Below are 22,710 nucleotides of genomic sequence, written 5' to 3'. Positions count from 1 at the left end.
AGAGGTAAGCAGAGGATGAAAGGAGAACTTTTTTCCTCTGCATTACCAAATATAAATGCTTATCCGAATCTACCCTTGTTTTTCCCAAGGAGGATGCAAAATTTTAAATTTAAGAGTAAGCGTGTTTGAGAGGAACTAATTTCTGCGCCTCTAAACTTAATCTTGACTTTATAACTGAAGAAAGAGGTAGATAGTGTTACTCGTATGGAATCTTAAATATTAAGGGTGAAATTAATTTTACACCTTGGCAAAATCACTAAAGATTCCATGCAGAGCAATTTAGTTATGTTCCCAATCGCTGAGTTTTCCAGACAAGATACGCAAGTCAAGGAAAAAAGCGTTACTCAATACGAGCGTGCGGAACAGCAATTTTTAGAACTTTTGGCGACTGAGGATTTAGATAATAACTTAGATAAAAAATTTGCCATTATCAGAGATTTTGAAAAAGCAGTGGCAATGGCTATTGATACGGCTTATGAGCATGATAGTCAAGACAATTCAGCACATTGTTTTTTGCAACGGATACTCTACTGGATTAATCGCCTAAATCTGTTTTGGTATGATGATTTACGGCGGTATACTAACGAGCGATCGCTTTATTTATCCTCATGTCGTAATCATATTGAAGCAAGTTGGCAAAAGTGGGAACTGGCTCAAATTGATGTTACGGAATTAAAGAATTTAAATGTTAAACAAGCATTAATTGAGCGTGCTAATGCTGATTTAGAACCACTGTTATCACCAGCTAGTCGATATATCCGGGAAGAAATGTCTAAAACTGGCTACTGTCATTTGTTAGCAATTGCTTCTTTTGATGGCTTAGTTGAAGGTAGCCGTCTTTCTCGAATTTTAGGCGGTGCGGCGAATGAGGTGCAATGTACCTTAGTACGGGTACTGCTGGAAGAATACGGTAACGGCCGTTTATCACGCAAACATTCAACTTTTTTCGCCAAAATGCTCGATGAGTTCGGAATGAATACTGAACCAGAGGGATATTTCGACTTAGTACCTTGGGAAGTTTTAGCTTGTGCAAATCATAATTTTTTACTCACCGAACGGCGACGTTATTACCTCCGTTATAGTGGAGGATTGACGTATTTTGAAGTAGCTGGCCCTGCGGCTTATAAAAATTATCTTGTAGCTGCACAAAGATTAGGATTATCAGATGCAGCGATGGGTTATTGGGAACTACATATCAAAGAAGATGAACGCCACGGACGCTGGATGCTAGAGGATGTAGCCTTACCTTTAGCAGAATTATATCCCGATGATGCTTGGGAATTATTACTAGGATATGACCAAGAGAAATTAATGAGCGATCGCGCGGCTAAAGCTGTTGTAAATTCCATCCGCCAAGCAGAAAAAATTAAATATTAACTAATTTTTACTGGCAATAATAGGACTATCTTTTAGTGACAAAACACTCACTAAACTCAAGAATATTGCTTAATTTTTCCTAAAAAATGTCTTGTAAAAATTAAGCAAGAGCGTTGAAAACCAAAATCAGACAATTCATCACAGTAACTAAAAATGAGTATTACCCAAACTAAAATTGTCACTAAGAACTTCAAACAAATATTTTTCTGTCCTGAAGAATCTAATTTTTACTCAAACTGTATAGAAAAGTTTGTTTTTAGTAATTGTGATGATTCGGATTCCGTTGTGGAATTTGGCTCAGGGGATGGCAGTCCTGTAATTAATTTATTATTGAAGAATAAATTTGAGGGTGTTATACATGGATTTGAGTTAAATCCTACTGCCTGGCAAGCTGCCATATCAGCAGTCAATGAATATAATCTGCATGAGCAATATATAATCAATAATTCATGTTTATTTGAGTCTGATCAACCCCAAGCAAACTATCTGATAGCTAATCCCCCATATTTACCAGCACCAGATAATGATATTTATATGCCATTACTCTCAGGTGGAAAAGATGGGGCAGAAATTACTAATAAACTTTTAGCTTTAGACTATGAAAATGTAGTAGTTTTAGTTTCTAGCTTTTCTAATCCTATAGGTACGATTGAACAAGCATTAGCACAAGGATATAGTATTAGTGATTTCGTTATTTTACCTTTAAAGTTCGGTTACTATAGCTCAGAACCAAAGGTGAAACGACACATAGAAGAATTGCGAAGCAATAATATGGCGTTCTACTCTGGTGAATATTATGGCTTGGCAGGTATTTTATTTCAAAAGCAAGCATCTGCTATTGACTTATCCGAGGAATTAATTCAAATGCTCACAAGTTTTTCCCAAAGCCTATTTATAAAGTAAATATTCATACCAATTCGCAATTCGCAATTCGCAATTCGCAATTCGCAATGGGCTAACGCCCCGCTCCGCTAACGCAATGGACTAACGTCCCGCTACGCTCTAAGCGCAGCTATGCCGCAGGCTTTACGCAATTAAGAAAGTCAGATACCACCTGGGTTTCAAGCTTTGCATCTGTTGCTTAATTTTGGAGAATTGGTATAACGCATCATATTGGCGTGGCAAGGCTAAAATGTTGCATTGAAAAATTGTAGCTGCTGTCCTGGGTATTCTAACTGGGTACACAGTATACCAACAGAGACAGCAATGCAACTGAGTGCAGGCATCAAGAATTTCTGGAATTCGGTAGTTTTCAATCTGCTTTCGGGTTTAGTTTTATGTTTGTGTGTTTTAGCAATTAATGGCTGGAAATGGCGTAATTTATTTGATTTGCCAGATTTTGTGGGTTTGGTGATACTTGTTGCTGTCGCCATATCTCCGTTGTTGTGGTTCTTATCCCATCTCAAATCACAATTACTCCGACCACTAGTAGATCATGTGCAGTTTAACAAAGTATCACCAAAGGATTACCCCTGGTTAGATGTAGCTTCTTTGACCGAGGAAACTGCTATTCTAGAATCCTTGGGTTTTGTCCATTTGATTGACCATGATGTCCCGTTAGCTTTGGGATTTTCAAGGTGTTTTGCACATCCACAAAAGTATTGCTTTGCGGAAATCGGGCAAATTTTTCAGGTAACGGGTAGTGTGATTACACGACACTTTTCTCTATTTAGTGTTTTAGAGCGGGATTGGATATTAGCTGAAATTAATAGAGAAATTAACAATTTGGACGGTATATCTTACATTTGGCGACATCCCCAACATATTAGACGATATCATCCTCATCTAAAATTGCCTGTATTATTTCAAGAACATTTAAAATTTAGAGAGCAAATCTGCCATGATTTAAATATCTATTCATGTAGAGATGTTTCTGTAGCGTTTTTAGAAAAGATAGAACAGGACGCAGCAAAGTTTCGTCGGCAAACTATGCGCCGTAGAAATCTGCTGCTCTCGATGATAGAAACAACTTTATTTGAGATTAACCCTCAATCTGAATGGTTAGGGAATTACCCTAAAGCAGCAGCCAAAATTAAAAGGTAACTTTGTATGAACACATTATAAAGTAATAAAAGGTGTGTAAACTAAACATTAACACACCTGAAGGCAACAGCAAGATTTAACAATTATTTGACAATAATCAATCAACCAAAAATAATACAATTATCCAGGTGATTACAAAAGGTTACTTGTTCAATGAAAAACAAGTAACCACCGCAATCATACTATACGCAAAACTCAAAGGGATGATGATATTCGTAAGAAGAAATTGGGGTTATTGCAAAGCAGCTAAAGTTTTGTGTCCAATCACGCCATCGGCTCTCAAGCCTTCTTTCTTCTGGAATTTAACCACTGCTAACCGGGTATTTTTATCAAAAATACCATTGACATTGGCAGTGTAAAAGCCTTTGCGCTTGAGGAGATTTTGGGCGGTTTTAACTGCTTCTCCTCTGCTGCCGATTCTGAGGATATTAGGACGGCTAGCTACTTGATTTGCAGGATGTTTAGCATTAGCTTTAGGCTCTACTTTATGAGACTGCATAGTGGCACCGGGTTTGGTATTTTGTACCATATGGGAAACAGAATTAGTCTTGGTTGTAGGAGTAGGAGTAGCAGCGTAAGCAGGAACGGTAGCAGCAATGCTGATAACAGAAATTAAACCTAATAGTTTGCTATTCATATTTTTGGCTTCCTTTAGTGATCAAAACTTTGTGACATTAAGAAGAAGAGTTTGTGCTGACAAACTCGTGATTGATTTCACTCTTTTTGCTAAAATAGATTGAGGTGAGTTATTCAACCTTAAATATTAGAATTACACAGGATATTGACAGAGATATGGCAGGTTTATGACAAAAAGATGTCTGTTAAATTAAAAAATATTGCAGCCGGATTTTGTCGTCAGCAAACTGCATAGTCATGAAATATATCCTGACTAAGATCAACGGGTGATTTTTCAGTGGCAAAACAGGGTTGGGCAAAAGTTTGGCTATGGAGGAAAATTTTAGAGAGTCGCGATCGCCTACTCACCACATGACCAGACATCATAAAAAAACCTTGAGCGATCGCCCGGAAATTTTCACATCACGTTATCATCGGATCTTGTGGCTTTTTGTGCGTAACTCCTAGCATCTAACCTATGACCGTTTCTCACTCTGACCTCCAGCCAACAGAACCGAATCCTGCGACTGCACCCCATACCGATACGCGACAGGTAGACCGCAGTAAGCTAAGTAAGATGTATCAGCACTATGTTGAGGTGAAAGATAAGTATCCTCACGCGCTGTTGCTGTATCGGGTGGGAGATTTCTTTGAGACGTTTTTTCAAGATGCGGTGACGGTAGCTAGAGAATTAGAATTAGTCCTCACCAGTAAACATGGGGGTGAAATCGGTCGTGTGGCGATGACTGGCGTACCCCACCACGCATGGGAACGTTATACTACGCAATTGGTAGAGAAAGGCTATGCTGTGGTGATTTGTGACCAGGTAGAAGATGCTTCCGAGGCGGTGGGTTTGGTGCGTCGGGAAGTGACACGCATCCTCACCCCTGGGACATTATTAGAAGAGGGAATGCTCAAATCTAGTCGCAATAATTACTTAGCGGCTGTGGTTATTACTGGAAACCACTGGGGTTTAGCCTATGCAGATATCTCCACGGGGGAATTTCTCACCACCCAAGATAGTAATTTAGAACATCTCACCCAGGAACTGATGCGTTTGCAGCCGGCGGAAGTTTTAGTTCCCACCAACGCGCCTGACTTGGGTAGTTTGCTGCGTCCTGGAGAAACTTCGCCCTATTTGCCAGAATGTTTACCACCATCATTTTGTTATAGTCTGCGATCGCAAGTCCCCTTTTCTCAAGGTGAAGCCAGAAGTAAATTATTGCAGATATTTAAGGTGCGATCGCTCGAAGGTTTGGGTTGTGACCATCTCCCCTTGGCGGTGAGGGCGGCTGGTGGCTTATTGGAATATGTAGAAGATACCCAAAAGGAAAGCCCCATTTCCCTACAAAGACTCAGAACCTACACCATCACCGACTATTTAATTGTTGACCACCAAACCCGCCGCAACTTAGAAATTACCCAAACCGTCCGCGATGGAACTTTTCATGGTTCGCTGTTGTGGGCTTTAGATAGAACTAGCACCGCAATGGGTAGCCGGTCTTTGCGGCGGTGGTTACTCCAACCCCTACTAGATATTAAAGGTATTCGCGCCCGACAAGATACCATTCAAGAATTAGCCGAAAATACACCTCTACGTCAGGATTTACGGCAATTATTACGGCAAATTTACGATTTAGAACGCCTCACAGGTCGTACAACTTCGGGAAGTGCGAACGCCAGAGATTTAGTTGCTTTAGCTGATTCTCTCTCCCGCTTACCAGAATTAGCCCGCTTAGTTGCTGATGCGAGTTCTCCCTTCCTCAAAGCTTTGCAAAAAGTCCCGGCGATTTTAGAAGAACTAGCCCAAAATATCCACGCCCACATTGTCGAATCTCCGCCCATACATCTCAAGGAAGGCGGACTCATTCGACCAGGAGTCAATCCCCAATTAGACGAAAGGAAGGCGACAGTAGAAAAAGACCAGCAATGGATTGCTAATTTAGAAGTAGATGAAAGAGCCAGGACAGGTATACCCACCCTCAAGGTAGGATTTAATAAAACCTTTGGTTACTATATTAGTATTTCTCGCGCCAAAGCTGACCAAGTACCGAATAATTACATCCGCAAGCAAACCCTCACCAACGAAGAACGCTACATCACCCCTGAACTCAAAGAACGAGAAGCCAGAATTCTCACCGCCAGGGATGATTTAAATCAGTTGGAATATGAGGTGTTTGTCGCCTTACGGGAAGAAATAGCCAAAGAAGCCGAAGCCATCCGCAACCTTTCCCGCGCCGTTGCTGCGGCTGATGTGTTGTGTGGCTTGGCGGAATTAGCGGTACAGCAAGGTTACTGTCGTCCCCAAATGATTCCCAGCAGGGAAATCGCAATTATTGATGGTCGCCATCCCGTAGTTGAACAGTCCTTACCTGCGGGTTTCTTCGTCCCCAACTCCACACAATTAGGAAGTAGTGCAGAAAATCACACCCCACTTCCCGACCTCGTGATTTTAACAGGGCCTAACGCCAGTGGGAAAAGTTGCTATCTGCGTCAAGTGGGACTCATTCAACTCATGGCGCAAATTGGGAGTTTTGTCCCAGCTAAGTCAGCGAAATTGGGAGTATGCGATCGCATTTTCACCCGTGTCGGTGCAGTTGATGATCTAGCTACGGGTCAATCTACCTTCATGGTAGAAATGAATGAAACCGCCAATATTCTCAACCACGCTACAGCAAAATCTCTAGTTTTACTAGATGAAATTGGGCGGGGAACAGCTACATTTGACGGACTTTCTATTGCTTGGGCGGTAGCCGAATATTTAGCGACAGAAATCAAAGCTAGAACAATTTTTGCAACTCACTATCATGAATTAAATGAATTAGCCGGAATGTTACCTAATGTTGCTAACTATCAAGTTACCGTGAAAGAATTACCCGACCAAATTATTTTCCTACACCAAGTTCAACCAGGAGGTGCTGATAAATCTTACGGAATTGAAGCCGGAAGATTGGCGGGTTTACCTGCTGTAGTAATTAAACGAGCAAAACAAGTTATGGGACAAATAGAGAAACACAGTAAGATTGCCCTTGGGTTAAAGAATTTGGAATAGACTTCTTGCATAAATACTTTGGTGTTGCTAACAATACTATTTAAAAGCTCACGCAAAGGCGCAAAGACGCAAAGAAGAACGCAAAAAGATTACTCTTGAATTTATGTATTCGGAGTGTTCAATTATTCGTGCAAGAGGTCTAATGATTTTGGTGCAATTTCCTTACGGAGGTGAGTCGGAAAAGTTAAGGGATTCCCTGAACTAAAACAACTTCCCCTAGCAATCTTTGCTTGATGTTACAAGGGTTTGAGGTTTGTACATCTGCAAATTGCTTAGGGGAATATGGCTTGGTTACTCTGGATTTATCAAGAATAGTTTGCGGGAGTTAAGCAACACCTCTGTTATAGTTTCCAGAAACTTTAACACTGATATTTTGCTGATATTCCTTAACTGTCTTGCTTCTTGATATGCAAACTATCACCAGAGGCTAATATGTGCCACGTTTTATACTTAATATCCGACAAACCGCTACCAACAATCAAGCAAGATCAACAATATCCTCACCTCACTATTGAAGTTATTCCAGAATACACAAGCCCACCACAAAATATTCGTAAACTTATCCCGCAAGCACAATACATATATGGTGTTTATCCTAATGATTTATGTGGTTGTTATTTTCAATATGAAAGCAGCGTTGAAAGAGAAGAAGAGTTAAATGACTACATTGATTCTTTAAAATACGATGTAAATCTGAGTAAATGGTTTAATCAAGAGTATCCTAGTATTGATGTTTATAAGCAAAAACAACGTCTGTTTTGGCAAGAATGCCATGATGCAGTGATTTCTTTCGGTCACTATCTCCGCGACCATATTCATCTTGCTCATCTGATGTTGTACATGACTTGGTGCGGTGATGAAGGAGAACCTATTGTAGAACAAGAACAAATAACTCCCGCATTTTTTGGTGGAGAAAGTTGTTATCCTTGGAGCGATGATACTCTTTATACTATATGTGCTGAGGATAATTAATACTAGCAAACATGATATAATCTCATATATAAAATGCAATTCGGTTATTCATTTAATGGAAATAAAATGATTTTTTACTTCCTATTAAATAACCTGATTATCTTTTGAGTTTAATTTAACTACTCATGTTTGAACAACAACCAGAAAACTTACGCCAGAAAGTACAAGATTTAGCATCTGAAGCTATTAATAAATCAGAACCAACAGCATGGTTTGAAGTTTTATATGCTTCAGCTAATGGTGACACAGCACAAATTCCCTGGGCAAAATTAACACCCCATCCCTACCTGCAAGATTGGTTAGAAAATCATGAAATCTCTACTCAAGGTAAAAAAGCCTTGGTAATTGGTTGTGGTTTAGGAGATGATGCGGAAGCTTTAGCAAAATTAGAATTTGCAGTCACAGCTTTTGATATTTCTCCCACAGCCATTGCTTGGTGTCAAAAGCGATTTCCTGATTCTTCAGTTAACTATCAAGTAGCTGATTTGTTGGCAATTCCTCAGCAATGGAATCAGGCTTTTGATTTTGTTTTTGAATGTCGTAATATCCAAGCTTTACCTTTGAGTGTAAGAACTTCCGTTATCTCCTCTGTTGCTTCTGTGCTTTCCCCTGGCGGAACTTTATTAGTAATTACCCGTGTGCGGGATACAGAAGCCGAACCTTCAGGCCCTCCTTGGCCATTATCTGCTGCTGAACTCGCACAGTTAGAAAATTTAGGACTACAAAAAATAGAGGAGATGCTATTTTTAGAATCTCAAGAAACTGAAGTTCAACAAATGCGGATTGTGTATCAAAGAAATGGGAAATAAGCTATATATTTTCAGGGTGATACTGCTATCTGGTCAAACAAAAAATGATAAAATTTATCGTAAATCAGAGGGTTTAAGACCCCTACGTCTATACGTAGCATATTTTCAGTGGGGGTTGAAATCCCCGACTGAAAATGTCTTTAATTTTGAATTTTGTTAGCGCAGCGTTAGCGAGTCCGCGAGCGTCATTTTGAATTTTGAATTGTTAAGTCTAGAGTGGTAAAAATAGAAGTTTATGACCACAACAGTCAAGAAACTCAACCTGGAAGAGTATCTTGCTTATGATGACGGCACAGATACCAAGTATGAACTTGTGGATGGAGAGTTGGTTGCAATGCCACCAGAAAGTGATAGAAATAACTTAATTTCTCTCTATCTACTCTCACAGTTTTTCAAGTTTGTCCCTATTCAATTAATTCGCCATAAAGATACAGAACTGGTGGTGACAGGTAATCGAACTCGCGTGCGACTACCCGACTTGATGATATTGACACAGGAATTATTTGAGGCGATCGCTCTCAAACGCGCTACAATCACTCCAGATATGCCATCTCCTGCAATGGTGGTTGAAGTTGTCTCTCCTGGAAAGGAAAATGAGGATAGAGACTATCGTTATAAGCGTTCAGAGTATGCTGCACGAGGTATCCCTGAATACTGCATTGTTGATGCGAATCAAGCCAAAATTACCCTACTAACTTTAGTAGATGGATTTTACGAAGAAACAATATTTCAGGGAACAGATATGATTAAATCAGCAACTTTTCCCCAGCTAAATTTGACAGCATCCCAAGTATTAACAGCTGGACAAGTTTAGGGACTTCCAACTAAAAAAATATACTATCACGTTGATGGCAAGGGGGCAGGGGGCAGGGAGCAGGGGGAAAGACAGTTGTTTTGGAGAAAATAAATTGGATAGTTTATTTTCTGGAAGTCCCTTAATATAAATCCAAAATCCAAAATCTAAAATTGTATTACCTACTTCTATCCCGTTCAATATCATCGATGACTTTTTGTAAATACCATTCTTCTGTCATCCCTGGATAATAATCTTTTTTCTGTTCAATTAATCTTTGGGCGATTTCCCAATATCCCCCAACTAGGCGCAAAAGTCGTTGACGTAAGATATTAAATTTTTGCTGCTTGGCTTCAGGAACAGATTTTTGAATTTGTTTGAGGCTGTCTAAAACTTGCTGATAATTTTCCCAGTCTTCTTGTTCACAAAAAATACTGGCAGCTTTTTGATAATCTGCAACAGCATTTTGCATTTCTTCTAAAAAAGTATAGGTCATGCCACGATTGTAGTAAGCTGAGGCATCATTGGGGTTGATTTTTAAGGCGTTTCCATAGTCAGCAATTGCGCCGAGATAATTACCCATTGCGCGATAGGTGTTACCTCTGGCAACATAATTTAAAGTATCTTGGGGTTGGATTTGAATGGCTTGATTAAAATCCGCGATCGCACCTTGATGATCTCCTAATAGAGAACGGGCTTTACCTCGGTTACGATAGACGATAGCATCTTGAAAGTTTAATTGTAAGGCTTGATTAAAATCTGCGATCGCTTCTCGATAATTCCCCATTTTGCACCGCACCACACCCCGACAGCAATAAGCCTGTGCATCTTGGGAATCAGCCTGTAATATCCAATTTAAATCGGCAATGGCTTGTTTTGTGTCGCCCTTTTCGGCTTTTTGCAGTAACTGACTAAAATAGTCACTCACAGATGTAATTGGTACAGTCTTTGCAACTACTGGCTGTGTAACTTGTTGTTGTTTGGGTTGTAACTGCTTAATTCGTTCTAAGCACAGACGGCAATTTTCTGCATCTTTTTGTTGTAAATATAAATCAGCAGCTTTTTTTAAACTAGCGATCGCATCTTGAATATACCCTTGTTTGCGGCGCACTATTCCCCGTAGATCATGGGCTGCTGCATAATTAAAATTAATAGAAATCGCCTTGTCTACATCTTCTAACGCCCCTGGTAAATTTTTCAGGGCTAATCTAGCTAAAGCACGACTATAATATGCTTCTACACTTTCAGGATTTATCTTGAGGGCTTCGGTATAATCAGCCACAGCCTGAAGAACAGATCCTGAATCATAATATGCTAGCCCCCGTTTTAAATAAGCTTCGGCATCATAGGGAGTTAGTTGTATTGCCCTGCTAAATTCCTCAATTGCACCAGTGTAATCTTTTTGTCTGGCTTTTTCTAGTCCCTGATTGTAAAAGTCGTTATTCATCACCGTTTTTACCCAACTTAGCTAGTTATTAGCCTTATATCTTAAATATTCACTGTGAATTATCACTATTCCTAATCGTTTAAAGAATTCAACTATGAAAATTAGAACTATCACTACAGGTATATCACTGGATTTGCCACAGGAAACAGACAAAATCAAAATAGCGGCTGATTTTAACCAAAAAGCACAGGCAATTTTTGCACAACAAGGTTACGAAGTGCAAACAACTAGAATTACTACTAACCCTTGGGAAGAATATCTCTCTATTTTATCGCCAACTGAAATTATTAATCGAATTCAAAATTTAGAAGCATTTTGCCAAAGCTTAAATATCAGTTTCTTTAATATTGGTTATGCTAGCACTGCTGAAACGATAGAGTTAATTCCTGAAATTAATAAAAATACATCAATAGTTTACTGTTCAAGTAAAATTGGCAATCAATTTGAAAACGCCAGAGAATCAGCCAAAGCTATTAAGCGTATCTCTCAAGAAACTGAAAATGGTTATGGAAATTTTCGCTTTTGTGTGGGTGCAAATTGTCAGCCAGGAATCCCATTTTTTCCCACATCGTATCATGTGGGTGAAACATCTTTCGCCATTGGTTTAGAGTTAGCTGATTTTGTTATGCAAGTATTTTCTGAAGCTAATAATATCCCAGAAGCTGAAAGTAAATTGCAAATAATTTTAGGAGAAGAAGTTAAAAAAGTAGAAGCGATCGCCAAACAAATATCTACTCAATTGCAAATAAATTATCATGGTATAGATACTTCTCTCGCAGCATCTTTAGATAAACAAAATAGTATCGCTTTTGCCTATGAACAGTTATTAAATGGTAAATTTGGTAATCCTGGAACTCTCGCCATTTCTGGAATGCTAACACGAGTTTTAAAAAGTATCCCCGTCAAAACCTGTGGTTATTCTGGCTTAATGCTACCAGTTTGTGAAGATATCGGTTTAGCGACTAGAGCTAATGAGCAAACTTATGATATTACCCATTTATTATTGTATTCATCTGTATGCGGCTGTGGTTTGGATACTGTGCCGATTCCTGGCGATATTTCCATAGGTAAAATTACAGCCATATTAATAGATATGACAACCTTAGCTTTTAAACTCAATAAACCACTCTCCGCCAGATTATTTCCCATCCCCAATAAAAAAGCAGGGGAAATGACTAATTTCAATTCCCCCTATCTTGTAGATTGTCAGATATTTGAGTGCTGAGTTGGGAGTGCTGAGTGCTGAGTTGTGAGTGCTGAGTGCTGAGTGTGGTAATTAATTCTCTTTATACCAATTTTATGTGAAGTTACACATATTCAGATCCCCCTAAGTCCCCCTTAAAAAGGGGGACTTTGATTTTATTTCTTGTTCCCCCTTTTTTAAGGGGGGCTAGGGGGGATCGAATTATATGCAGCTTCATAAATAATTGGTATTACACCCCTACACCCTTAATCAATCAATAAACTTGGAGAAGTCAGCACAAATACATCCCTAATTCCTTGGGCTGCGGTTTGTGGTTTAATTGGTGTAGTAAAGTGGAAAAATTCGTGGTCGTTGACTAATAGTAATTCCCCTGGATGGAGAACTTTGCTAAATACTGGCTTTTCTTTTTTGGCAGTATATAAATGTGTTTCACCACCTTGGATATTGTCTCTATATACAGAGAATATCCCAATAAAATCAGTACCATCTTGGTGAATACCTTCCGGTGCAGGATTGCCAAAATTATCAGGAGAACAAATTGTTCGGATTTGATGTACACCAATTTCTGCTTCGGGATGCAGTTTACATGAATCACTAAATGCCAAGATTAACTTTGTGAAACTCTCTAGTTCAATCATGCCATCTTCTAATTCAGCAAACTCTCTTTTAACATCCCCTACCAATGGATTATATTCTCTACTTTGAAAAAGATATCCATGCGGTAGTTTAATTAATTTATCTCCTGCAACTGTAAAGCGTGATAATCTTCTTAAACGATATTTGCCTTTAATATAAGGATCTACAGGCAAATTATTAAAAAAAGGTTGAAAATCTTCTACATTAATTGAATTTACCTTTCTTAAGGTAAACAGAAAGGCATATTCTATTTCCGTGATTCCCCCGACTGTTTGCATAGGAATTTTGTCCTTGCAGTTGTGTTTCTCCCCTTTTTTCTTTGAGGGAGGTTTATACCACCGAGTATATGCTGCTTTTTATTAAGTTGTCGTTAAAATGACTACAAAAATTGACAAATTGTGATAAAGCCTTGATACAAATTTTGTGCAATGATTGATCAAAAAAGTCAGAGTGCAGAGTTAAGTGTATATTGAGGATTCATTGACTGATGCAGTATCTATTCATCAAGAATTTATCCTCGAAAACATGACTGATTGGCTCTACCGTTATCCACCTTTACAGCCTGGTATTCTGCTCAAACGCTACAAACGCTTTTTTGCTGATGTACAACTAGCGTCTGGGGAAGTAGTGACAGCACACTGTCCTAATACTGGCCCCATGACTGGAGTTTCAACTATCGGTAGTGCAGTACAACTTTCTCAAAGTGATAACCCTAACCGTAAACTGGCTTATACCTTAGAACTAATTCAAGTACACGATAACCAGCCGACATGGGTAGGGGTGAATACAGCTTTGCCAAATCGGATAGTGAAGTTAGCTTTGTCAAAGCACTTATTTCCAGAATTAGGTGATTATAGTCAAATTAAAGGAGAGGTAGTTTACGGTGTAGATAAAAAAAGTCGCATAGATTTCTTATTGACGGGAAATGATACAGAACGTCCTATTTACTTGGAAGTAAAAAATACAACTTGGTGTACAGGCACTTTAGCATTATTCCCCGACACAGAAACCACCAGAGGACAGAAGCATTTACGGGAATTAATGGCGTTATTACCTAATATGCGAGCAGTAATGCTGTATTTTATTAATCGTGGTGATTGTACTGAGTTTGCCCCTGGGGATAGTGCTGATCCAGTATATGGTAAGTTATTGCGAGATGCGATCGCTCTTGGTGTGGAAGTATTACCCTGTCGCTTCGATATTTCCCCCGAAGGTATTCGTTATTTAGGTTTAGCGAGGATGAAGTTGGGGACTGGGGATTAGGGATTGGGGACTGGGGAATTAATCATATTTTACCTTTTACCTTTTTACTTTTGCCTTTAAGAAATTACTACTAAAGGTGCAATATACTGCTCAAAGGTGGGACTTTGGGGATCTGTATCTACTGTTAACAGACTCTCTGCACCGTCTACTACTAAACGGACTAGATAGGTTCCTGGGGGACAGTCGTTAACTATGAAGGTGACGGAGTGGGAAATGTTTTGGCGATTTTTGGTTTTTTCATAGGAGTATCCCGCAAATTGTGATGGTGATAGTTCTGTTAAAACTAACGTCAGTTGCTGTGTTGACTCGATGCTGACATTCACACGCACAGTAATCTCAGCCGATCGCGGATCATTTCCTCTACCCTTTAAATTAGATACTGTGATTTCTTCAATGGTGGGACGTAACAATATCGGGACTATATTCGAGTTTACCCGTTGCTGGGGATGAATGACTTGTAAACTCTGCATTCCTGCACGTAATGATTCTACGGGGATGGAGGCTAATTCTAGGGTAATTTCTTGATTCGTCACTTTTTGGGGTGTGGCTGTGACATTCCCGATGCGGACTTGGGTAATATCTGCACTTAGTTTATCCCCTTTAATTAATAAGGTGCTGGAAGCCAAAATCAATGGATTTGTAGCTAGTTGTGTTTGCCAAATTTTTGAGAGTTCTTCTTTGACTTTGATTTGAGCGATCGCTGGTTGGTATGGTGTAACATGACGCTGAAGATTGCGTACAGGTAAGGGTTTTTTCGGTATATCTCCAGCATCAATTAACACGATACTAGTTTTATAAGCAATAGATAAACTGTAGGGAGTCTGAAAAAATACTGACCAAATTTTGGAGATTTCTTCCACATTCAAATCAACAGGACTAATAGAAATTGTCTCAACTTGTTCAGCTAGGTCAGAATCAGCCAAAAATGCCAAGGTAGAATCTGTGACAGTCTCCCGAATCGATTCTGTCGTGATATTAGATTTACTATTAAAAGTACGGATAATGCTACCCATCAGCCGTTGTGGTTCTAACTCCACATCGTTACCGTAGCAAGTGAGTAAGTAGTAGAGATCCAAACCTGTTTGCGATCGCTTAATATATTTCTCTTCTGAATGGCGTTGTCTTAAATCTGCACTCCGCCAAGCCGGATTCATTAAAATATCGTACAGATAAATATTTACACCAGCTTCCGGCGAACCACTACCGAGGCGATCGGGTCTAACAGTCGTTACCCTCGCCCCATCTACATCTATTTGGACACTCGCCTGCAAGGTTCTTTGTAGAGTTGCAGTTATCGTTGCAATAGCTAAATAATTACTCATTAGTTATTAGTCAATAGTCAATAGTCATTAGTCATTAGTCATTACTCATTAGTCATTAGTCATTAGTCATTAGTCATTACTTATTACTCATTACTCATTACTCATTACTTATTACTCATCACTCATTACTCATTACTTATTACTCATTACTCATTAATCCATAGTCATTAGTTATTAGTTATTAGCCTATAGTCTATATTTCTTGTTATTTCTCCTTATCTTCATTTTTACTATTGACTGTTGATTATATATAATTACTAGTGATTAGCCTATGGTCTATATTTCTCGTTATTTCTCCTTATCTTCATTCTTACCATTGACTAATGACTAATGACTAATGACTAATGACTAATGACTAATGACTATTGACCATTGACCATTGACTAATGACACACTAAACCTAACTTTAAAGCTTTGACAATTGCTTGAGTGCGACTTGTCACACTTAACTTATCAAAGATGGCTGTTAAGTGAGCTTTAACTGTGGCAACTGTAATATAAAGATGAGCAGCAATTTGTTCGTTAGATGCTCCTTGTACTAGCCAATTAAGTACCTCTTGTTCTCTTTCTGTTAAGTGAACACCAGTATTAGCAACTAAGGATTGTCCAGTATAGTAATGAAATAGACGGAAAAAAGCTGTTGCTACTTCTGGCGGCAGATAGACTTTATTCTCAACAACAGTATTAATCGCTTCACATAATTGGGTGGCTAATTTATCTTTAAAAACGTAACCCCAAGCACCAGCTTGCATGGCTTTAAATACCCATTCATCTTGTTGATGTGCTGATAATATTAAAACTTTGCCGTTATAAGATATTTGTCCTAACCGAATTAAAGCGGTAATCCCATCTTCTGGAGGTAATTCTAAATCTAATAAAATTAAAGCGGGGTGTTGTTCGTTAGTTAATTTAACAGCTTGTTCTACAGAAGCTGCTTCGCCAACTATATCAAAATCTAAATAACTACTGTTGTTATAAAAGTTTAATAGAGTGCGGATGCCTTGCCGAAAATGTGGTTCATCATCAACAAGCAAAATTGAAATAGGTTCTTTTTTTGTGTTCATGATTATGCTGGGAATGGGGAATGGGGAATGGGGATTGGGGACTTGGTATTGGGGAATGGGGAATGGGGAATAGGGAATAGGGAATAGGGAATGGAAAATAAAAGATAAGAGAGATTTTATTTCAATGCTCTATGCCACATAGCCAATGCCCAATGCCCAATGCACCATTCTCTATCTTGGTAATGTAAAGGAGAATTGCGCGCCGCCTTCGGGGAGGTTTTCTGCCCAGAGGTTGCCTTTGTGATCGTGGATAATTTTTTGGGCGATCGCCAGTCCTAAGCCTGTACCACCAACTCTGCGAGAATAATAGGGTTTAAAAATTAATTTCAAGTCTGTTTCGGAAATTCCTGAACCGCGATCGCAAATTTCTATTAATATTTCTTGAGCATAAATATGCCAATTACAGGTTACTGTCCCATTACATGGACTAAAATAAATGGCATTGCTCAATAAGTTATCAAATACCTGTTTGATTTGCCAGCAATCAACATTAATATTTACAGGTTTTTCGGGATACAATACGGTAATATTTTTTTCTTTTAACCCAGGTTCTAAGGTTTTAATACATTCAGCAATAATTGTTTGTAAATTTTGTAATTGAATATGTAGTTTAGCTCGTTGACCGAAATATAGTAAATCTGTGAGTTTGTTACTCAATTCATCAACTGTTTGTCGAATTAATGCAGCTTGTTCTTGTAAAGAACTATCCGGTAAGGCTAACCGCAGGTTTTCAGCGTAAAGATTAATTAATGCTAAAGGATTTCGCAGTTGATGTTCAATTTTGCCACAGGCTTGAGACAAAGTATTAATTTGCGCGAGATGCTCTGAACGCTCCCGATACATAATTAAATATTGACTCAAAATTTGAGCTTGATTGTAAAAGTGTTGCTGCTGCTGGTCTGTGAGTGTTTCTTCTGTACAGATTAAGATATATTCGGCGGCGATCGCTTTTTGTTCTCCTATACAACAAATATAAACTTTGTATTCATTGACTAAATTAAGTTGAGTTACTTGAAGAAAAGATAAATCATTTAATAACCATTTTTCTTGTTGTAAATATGATATAGTCATGGGCTGCCTAGACGCAGTTATGGGTACAGGATAGGCGACAGATTCGCGTTTACCTGTATCTATGCTGTGATATAGAGTCCATACAATGACAGATGGGAGTAGATTCGCCAACTGTTCCATCATCAGATGACAAATTTTACTAATCTCCACTTGCGATTTATTTGCTAGATTCTGTATGGACGAAGGTAGAGGTATCGGAGCAGTGAAATTTTGGGTGGCAACCTTCATCATTAATCCCCCGTATACTTGAATAGCAAACAGCATTGCAGATTTTACCCCCATGCAGATATTCTCTGCCTGTAGTAGAAATCAAGCTGCTGACTGTATAACTACGGACAGAATTAGCTTACTGCACAGGTATGAAATTTATGCAATTTAAAACAATTATTTAGAATCTCGACCAAAGTCTAATAACTTCTAACGGCTTGGATCTCTAAGCTATAAACATTTAGTCCCAGAACTGTAAATCCAATTTAAAGCCTCTGGCAAAGGTTTATTTTGTGCTGTCGGCACTTAAATTTCCCTATTTGCAAACCACAAAGTCATAACTTTGTCCCGATTGCATAAACAACTCTGGTCAGTATACCCCCTGTACCACACATTATTTTTTGGTGGCATCAAATACATCAAATCAAGTGACTGGTAGTATTTGGGGTCATGTTCATAAAACCCTGCTGTTGTGTCTTATGATTCCAGCTGCTACCCAGACTTTAGCAGAAATTTTAGCTGGTGGCATTTCTCTGCTTTCTACGGAGCAAATTGATTTTAACCACCCTGCTATGAGCCAAAATGTAAACCCTAGATTGAATTTGTATTGTTACAACATTCAGGAAAATGTTTACATAGAGCAACCAACTAAAGAAGAAATAAAACCTCTACCGCCGCCTCGGTGGTTTGATGTGTCTTTCTTATTGAGTGCGTGGGACTGTACCAGTTTGGGGGAACAACGTTTGTTGTCAGAGGCTTTGAGATTACTGTTACATCACCACTGTTTACCAGAGGATCTACTTGCGCCGGCGTTACGCGGTCACGGTGAATTATCTATGACCGTTTGCACCATTAATCCCATTGATGCTGCAACTTTGTGGAGTGCTTTAGGTGTACCTTTACGTCCAGCTTTGTATGTGACGTTGACTATTCCTTTGAATCTGCAAAGCGATCCTTTGATTCATCATTCCGATGAGGAAGTATTGCTCAAAAATGCTTGAGTAATCAGCTAGAGAGGACTAAAACCAATTCAAAATTCAATATTCACAAAGTTTTCGATGTGTTCTTGAATTTTTCAGAATTGGGCTAAGAACAGTTATTCGTTCAACACAGGAAAATGATCCAATGCCTAGATTAGATTATTTCGCTCCTGGGGTCTACGTCGAAGAAGTAGACCGAGGTAGTCGTCCAATTGAGGGCGTGAGTACAAATATTGCCGGATTCATTGGCTTTACTGAAGATATACGCGGTGATGCCGAATTGTTCAAACCAATGTTGGTGACATCGTGGAACGAGTATTTAGAATACTTTGCTAAACAAGGTTCCGACGGTTATACAGATTTTGATGCCTATTTACCTTTTGCTGTCAATGGTTGGTTCTTAAACGGTGGTGGACGGTGTTGGGTAGTTAGTATCGGGACAAAATTACCTGGTTCACCAGCACCATCAGTTGATGAAACAGCTCTCAAGATTCGTACAACAGGAAATCGTCCTTCTTTACAGTTCGCACTCAAACCCGCCGAGGGTGATGATGCTGATGATGATGGCGGTAGATTCAATATCACCATTACCGAAAGTGAACCACTGCCACCAGCCGACCCAGCCGCCGAACCACCTCTAAATACAGGTGAATTCTTTAAAGTCACCATTAGCCGTAATGGGGAAATTCTAGAGGAGTATGACAACCTCTCGATGAATCCAGAAGTAGCAGCAGAGGCAGGTACTTATGTAGTGACGGCTTTAGAAACATCAGAGTTTGTCAACGCCGTAGACTTACAAACACCAGGACAACCTCTGTCTCGTCGTCCAGCCAATGGTAACTACGAAGTCAGTCCCCCCCCTGTAGTCTCCACACCAGACCGCTTCCCTCGTGATGTCCAAGGTGTGAGAGACGATCGCACCGGTATGCAAGGTATCTTTGAAATTGACGAAGTAACCATGATTGCTTGTCCTGACTTGATGCGCGTTTATCAAAACGGCATCTTGGACTTGGATCAAGTGCATGGAATTATGGAGACAATGGTCAGCCTGTGCGAAAACACTGCGCCTAACCGGATGGTAGTGTTAGACCCACCCCCCTGCAAAGGAGGTGGTGATCCTGTGCCTCCCACCCAAGTCAAACCCCAGCATATTGCTCAGTGGTTGAGTGCATTTAACAGGCGATCGCAATTTGCCGCCCTCTACTATCCTTGGATTAAAGTCCCCAACCCCCGCAACGGTGGTAGACCCATCCTCGTTCCTCCCGCCGGTCATATGCTAGGGGTCTGGTGTCGCACCGATGAAACACGCGGCGTGTATAAAGCACCAGCCAATGACACACCCAGAGGTGTGATCGGTTTAGCCTATGAAACCAACCTCCGCGAACAAGAATTACTCAACCCCTTGGGTATCAACTGTATCCGCACCTTCCCCAACCGAGGTATCAGAATTTGGGGTGCGCGTACCTTGGTCGAACCAGACAACGTGCAATGGCGTTATATCAGCGTCCGCCGCTTGATGAGCTACATTGAGAAGTCCGTAGAATTGGGTACACAGTGGGTAGTATTTGAACCAAACGACCAAGACCTATGGGCGCGTGTCACCCGTACCGTCAGCAACTTCCTAGAAAGACTCTGGCGCGAAGGTGCTTTATTTGGTGCGACAGCCGCAGAAGCTTTCTATGTCAAATGTGACTCTAGCATCAACACTCACGAAACCATGATGTTAGGACGTTTGTACATTGAAGTTGGTGTCTGTCCTGTACGTCCGGCGGAGTTTGTCATCTTCCGCTTTAGTCAGTGGTCTCCTAACCAGTAATACCAATTCAAAATTCAAAATTCAAAATTCAAAATTAAGACAAATATATTGTTTCTAAGTTTGAATATATTACTGGATTTTGAAGAATTGATAATTTGTAGGGTGTGTTATGCCATAGGCTAACGCACCCCACCAAATACGAGGAAGAACCCAAAATAAACACAAATACTGTTGCTAATTTAATGGAGTTGTCAATATGCCTGAATTAAAACCAATTGCCGCCAGTAATTTTTACTTTGAAATTGATAGCATGACCGACATGGCTTTTACTAAAGTTGGTGGTGTCAAATTTGAAGCTAAAGTCAAAGGTCAAGATAAACCTTTAATGTCTACTAAAGGCGGCAAGACTATTCGACAAATCAACTCTGCTGGTTTTGAAGGGCTATTCACAATCGAAGTCACAACCCTGATGAGTGGTGATAGTGATAGCACCAGCAAAAAAATGTATGAGTGGTTTAAAAAGTGTATGCCCAAAGCTGAAAAAGGTGAAGGCAAATGGCTAGACAGCAAAAAAACAGGCTCTATTACCGCCTACGATACTGATGGCAATGAGGTATTACGTTGGGAATTAAAAGAAGCTTGGCCTTCTGAATATAAAATTGGAGATTTAGATGTCAATGGCAATGACTATATTGAAGAAACCTATACATTAACCTGTGAAAATATCAACAGGACTAAATAAAATTAACTGCTGCAATTGCACCGATTTATATCATCTAATCTGGAGTCGTTTGGGAGGATTAATTTATGCCAGAGTTTATTTCTAATGCTAAGTTCTACTGGGAAGCTGATGGACTCACTGAAATTTTGATTCAAAAGATTAGTGGGATGCAAATGAAAATGACGGTAGCAGGCGGAGATGCGCCTATTGGTGTCACCAAAGATGGTAAAACTCAAACGCAAGCTACAATTGGGGGCGTAGAATGTTCAGAAATTACTCTTGAATGTGTCGCCACTGCTGACTCTAAGCAACTGCTTGATTGGTATAACAAATGCCATGCTGAGGCTCTTTCTGGTGGTAAAGCCGAAGGTCGTACTAATCGTAAATTAGGAAAGCTTTCTATTTATGATGGTGCGGAAGAAAAAGTACAGTATGAATTTACAGATGTCTTTCCCACTAGCTATGCAACCAGTGATTTTACCGCCGGTTCTGGTGATTTACTGACAGAAACAGTGACGATAGGCTTTACCTATTTTGAACGCAAAAAGTAAATATAAGTTCGTAGTAAGGACTTTAGTCCTTTCTTCTTTGGGGACTAACATCCTTACTACAAACACATAAGAGGTAATTAATCATGGCAGAATTTCCTGAAATTCTTACTAATAGTCGCTTTTATTTAGAATTAAAACTGACTGGCAGTCAAGAACCAATTGATGGTTACTTTATGGAATGTCAAGGTTTTAAAACTACTCAGGAAGTCATAGAAATATCAGAAGTAACACCTCTTACCTGGGGTAAAACAGGTGCTGCTAATGGGCGGATTGTGCGTAGTAAAATCCCTGGAAATATCACTTATTCTAATATAGTTTTACGCCGTGGGTTAACTATTTCTATGACTATGTGGAATTGGTTAGCAGCTATTAAAGAAGGTAAATGGGGTGATGAAAGGCGTGATGGTTCTTTAGTTATTTATAATCAAGCAGCAGAAGAAAAATTTAGATTAGAATTTAAAAATGCCTGGCCTACTAGTTATACAATTTCTGATGTCAAGGCTGAAGGTAGTGAACATGAAATTGAAGAAATAGAAATGGTTGTTGAAGAACTCAAACGGGTGAAAGTAACTTAATAATTTTGCTTGTTTAGTGTCAAAATACAGAATTTTGTACAGATAAATTATAAAATAAATGTTAATTTCCGCGATCAATAGGATTTCACTTCCAGATAACAAGATAATATAGGTGGTTAATATCCTGTTATTAGTGTTTGTAGGGTGTGTTGGGCGTAAGCCGTAACGCATCAAAAGCCTTGGTGCTAGTTGCTGTACTCTCGCTGCTAACACAACGGCAATATTGCATGAGGAAAATCCACACTGCGATAT

At 39.4% G+C, this 22,710-nt stretch carries 21 protein-coding genes; 15 read left to right on the top strand and 6 right to left on the bottom strand.

Annotated features, from left to right (window positions below):
- The first annotated feature begins 267 nt into the window (after positions 1-267).
- From CLI64_RS10465 to CLI64_RS10455, 3 genes are all read left to right on the top strand, one after another.
- On the top strand, positions 268-1,377 hold the full coding sequence (locus CLI64_RS10465; protein WP_103137167.1) for an iron-containing redox enzyme family protein: 1,110 nt from the start codon (positions 268-270) through the stop codon (positions 1,375-1,377).
- 153 nt (positions 1,378-1,530) lie between these two features.
- The gene (locus CLI64_RS10460; RefSeq protein WP_103137166.1) at positions 1,531-2,280 is read left to right on the top strand and encodes an SAM-dependent methyltransferase; all 750 of its coding nucleotides are present in this window, start codon (positions 1,531-1,533) and stop codon (positions 2,278-2,280) included.
- A 303-nt stretch (positions 2,281-2,583) separates the two neighbouring features.
- Complete coding sequence (locus CLI64_RS10455; protein WP_103137165.1) at positions 2,584-3,420, top strand: hypothetical protein; 837 nt, start codon at positions 2,584-2,586, stop codon at positions 3,418-3,420.
- A gap of 232 nt (positions 3,421-3,652) precedes the next feature.
- Here the strand turns inward: CLI64_RS10455 and CLI64_RS10450 are convergent, their stop codons facing one another.
- The gene (locus CLI64_RS10450; RefSeq protein WP_103137164.1) at positions 3,653-4,057 is read right to left on the bottom strand and encodes a peptidoglycan-binding protein; all 405 of its coding nucleotides are present in this window, start codon (positions 4,055-4,057) and stop codon (positions 3,653-3,655) included.
- A 308-nt stretch (positions 4,058-4,365) separates the two neighbouring features.
- On the opposite strand from CLI64_RS10450, the gene CLI64_RS30730 reads away from it, so the two are divergent.
- The 5 genes from CLI64_RS30730 (at position 4,366) to CLI64_RS10430 (ending at position 9,682) form a co-directional block, all read left to right on the top strand.
- A complete protein-coding gene (locus tag CLI64_RS30730) occupies positions 4,366-4,503 on the top strand; it encodes a hypothetical protein (protein WP_157943227.1) in 138 nt (45 codons plus the stop codon).
- Positions 4,504-4,513: 10 nt separating this feature from the next.
- Entirely contained in the window at positions 4,514-7,087 is a 2,574-nt protein-coding gene (gene mutS / locus CLI64_RS10445) for a DNA mismatch repair protein MutS (RefSeq protein ID WP_103137163.1), read from the top strand.
- Between the two features lie 432 nt (positions 7,088-7,519).
- Positions 7,520-8,059, top strand: a complete 540-nt coding sequence (locus tag CLI64_RS10440; RefSeq protein WP_103137162.1) for a hypothetical protein — start codon at positions 7,520-7,522, stop codon at positions 8,057-8,059.
- A 125-nt stretch (positions 8,060-8,184) separates the two neighbouring features.
- Positions 8,185-8,868, top strand: a complete 684-nt coding sequence (locus tag CLI64_RS10435; protein WP_103137161.1) for a bifunctional 2-polyprenyl-6-hydroxyphenol methylase/3-demethylubiquinol 3-O-methyltransferase UbiG — start codon at positions 8,185-8,187, stop codon at positions 8,866-8,868.
- 235 nt (positions 8,869-9,103) lie between these two features.
- Positions 9,104-9,682 carry a Uma2 family endonuclease gene (locus tag CLI64_RS10430; protein WP_103137160.1) on the top strand — a complete coding sequence of 193 codons (579 nt, stop codon included), beginning with the start codon at positions 9,104-9,106 and terminating at the stop codon, positions 9,680-9,682.
- Positions 9,683-9,839: 157 nt separating this feature from the next.
- Here the strand turns inward: CLI64_RS10430 and CLI64_RS10425 are convergent, their stop codons facing one another.
- Positions 9,840-11,108, bottom strand: a complete 1,269-nt coding sequence (locus tag CLI64_RS10425) for a tetratricopeptide repeat protein (protein WP_103137159.1) — start codon at positions 11,106-11,108, stop codon at positions 9,840-9,842.
- A 94-nt stretch (positions 11,109-11,202) separates the two neighbouring features.
- Here CLI64_RS10425 and CLI64_RS10420 point away from each other — a divergent pair, with 94 nt between their 5' ends.
- Entirely contained in the window at positions 11,203-12,333 is a 1,131-nt protein-coding gene (locus tag CLI64_RS10420; RefSeq protein WP_103137158.1) for a DUF711 family protein, read from the top strand.
- 224 nt (positions 12,334-12,557) lie between these two features.
- Here CLI64_RS10420 and CLI64_RS10415 read toward each other — a convergent pair whose 3' ends face one another.
- Positions 12,558-13,226, bottom strand: a complete 669-nt coding sequence (locus tag CLI64_RS10415; RefSeq protein WP_103137157.1) for a 2OG-Fe dioxygenase family protein — start codon at positions 13,224-13,226, stop codon at positions 12,558-12,560.
- Between the two features lie 247 nt (positions 13,227-13,473).
- On the opposite strand from CLI64_RS10415, the gene sfsA reads away from it, so the two are divergent.
- Complete coding sequence (gene sfsA / locus CLI64_RS10410) at positions 13,474-14,211, top strand: DNA/RNA nuclease SfsA (RefSeq protein WP_103140669.1); 738 nt, start codon at positions 13,474-13,476, stop codon at positions 14,209-14,211.
- Positions 14,212-14,267: 56 nt separating this feature from the next.
- Here sfsA and CLI64_RS10405 read toward each other — a convergent pair whose 3' ends face one another.
- The 3 genes from CLI64_RS10405 to CLI64_RS10390 all read right to left on the bottom strand — a co-directional run bounded on the left by CLI64_RS10405 (position 14,268) and on the right by CLI64_RS10390 (position 17,932).
- Positions 14,268-15,533, bottom strand: coding sequence for a DUF4255 domain-containing protein (locus tag CLI64_RS10405; protein ID WP_103137156.1), 1,266 nt, complete (start codon positions 15,531-15,533; stop codon positions 14,268-14,270).
- Positions 15,534-15,916: 383 nt separating this feature from the next.
- Positions 15,917-16,597, bottom strand: a complete 681-nt coding sequence (locus CLI64_RS10395; RefSeq protein WP_103137155.1) for a response regulator transcription factor — start codon at positions 16,595-16,597, stop codon at positions 15,917-15,919.
- A 171-nt stretch (positions 16,598-16,768) separates the two neighbouring features.
- Positions 16,769-17,932, bottom strand: coding sequence for a sensor histidine kinase KdpD (locus tag CLI64_RS10390; protein WP_225977557.1), 1,164 nt, complete (start codon positions 17,930-17,932; stop codon positions 16,769-16,771).
- A gap of 422 nt (positions 17,933-18,354) precedes the next feature.
- Here CLI64_RS10390 and CLI64_RS10385 point away from each other — a divergent pair, with 422 nt between their 5' ends.
- The 5 genes from CLI64_RS10385 (at position 18,355) to CLI64_RS10365 (ending at position 22,458) form a co-directional block, all read left to right on the top strand.
- Positions 18,355-18,876: a Pvc16 family protein gene (locus CLI64_RS10385; RefSeq protein ID WP_103137154.1), complete on the top strand. Its 522-nt coding sequence runs from the start codon at positions 18,355-18,357 to the stop codon at positions 18,874-18,876.
- Positions 18,877-19,000: 124 nt separating this feature from the next.
- Complete coding sequence (locus tag CLI64_RS10380) at positions 19,001-20,671, top strand: phage tail sheath C-terminal domain-containing protein (RefSeq protein ID WP_103137153.1); 1,671 nt, start codon at positions 19,001-19,003, stop codon at positions 20,669-20,671.
- A 196-nt stretch (positions 20,672-20,867) separates the two neighbouring features.
- Complete coding sequence (locus tag CLI64_RS10375; RefSeq protein WP_103137152.1) at positions 20,868-21,353, top strand: phage tail protein; 486 nt, start codon at positions 20,868-20,870, stop codon at positions 21,351-21,353.
- A gap of 65 nt (positions 21,354-21,418) precedes the next feature.
- The gene (locus CLI64_RS10370) at positions 21,419-21,883 is read left to right on the top strand and encodes a phage tail protein (RefSeq protein ID WP_103137151.1); all 465 of its coding nucleotides are present in this window, start codon (positions 21,419-21,421) and stop codon (positions 21,881-21,883) included.
- A gap of 83 nt (positions 21,884-21,966) precedes the next feature.
- Complete coding sequence (locus CLI64_RS10365; RefSeq protein ID WP_103137150.1) at positions 21,967-22,458, top strand: phage tail protein; 492 nt, start codon at positions 21,967-21,969, stop codon at positions 22,456-22,458.
- Positions 22,459-22,710 lie beyond the last annotated feature (252 nt).

This window comes from Nostoc sp. CENA543 (assembly GCF_002896875.1).
Taxonomy (GTDB): Bacteria; Cyanobacteriota; Cyanobacteriia; order Cyanobacteriales; family Nostocaceae; genus Trichormus.
The sequence above is the reverse complement of the archived record's forward strand: the minus strand, read 5'-3'. Positions and strand labels throughout refer to the sequence as shown.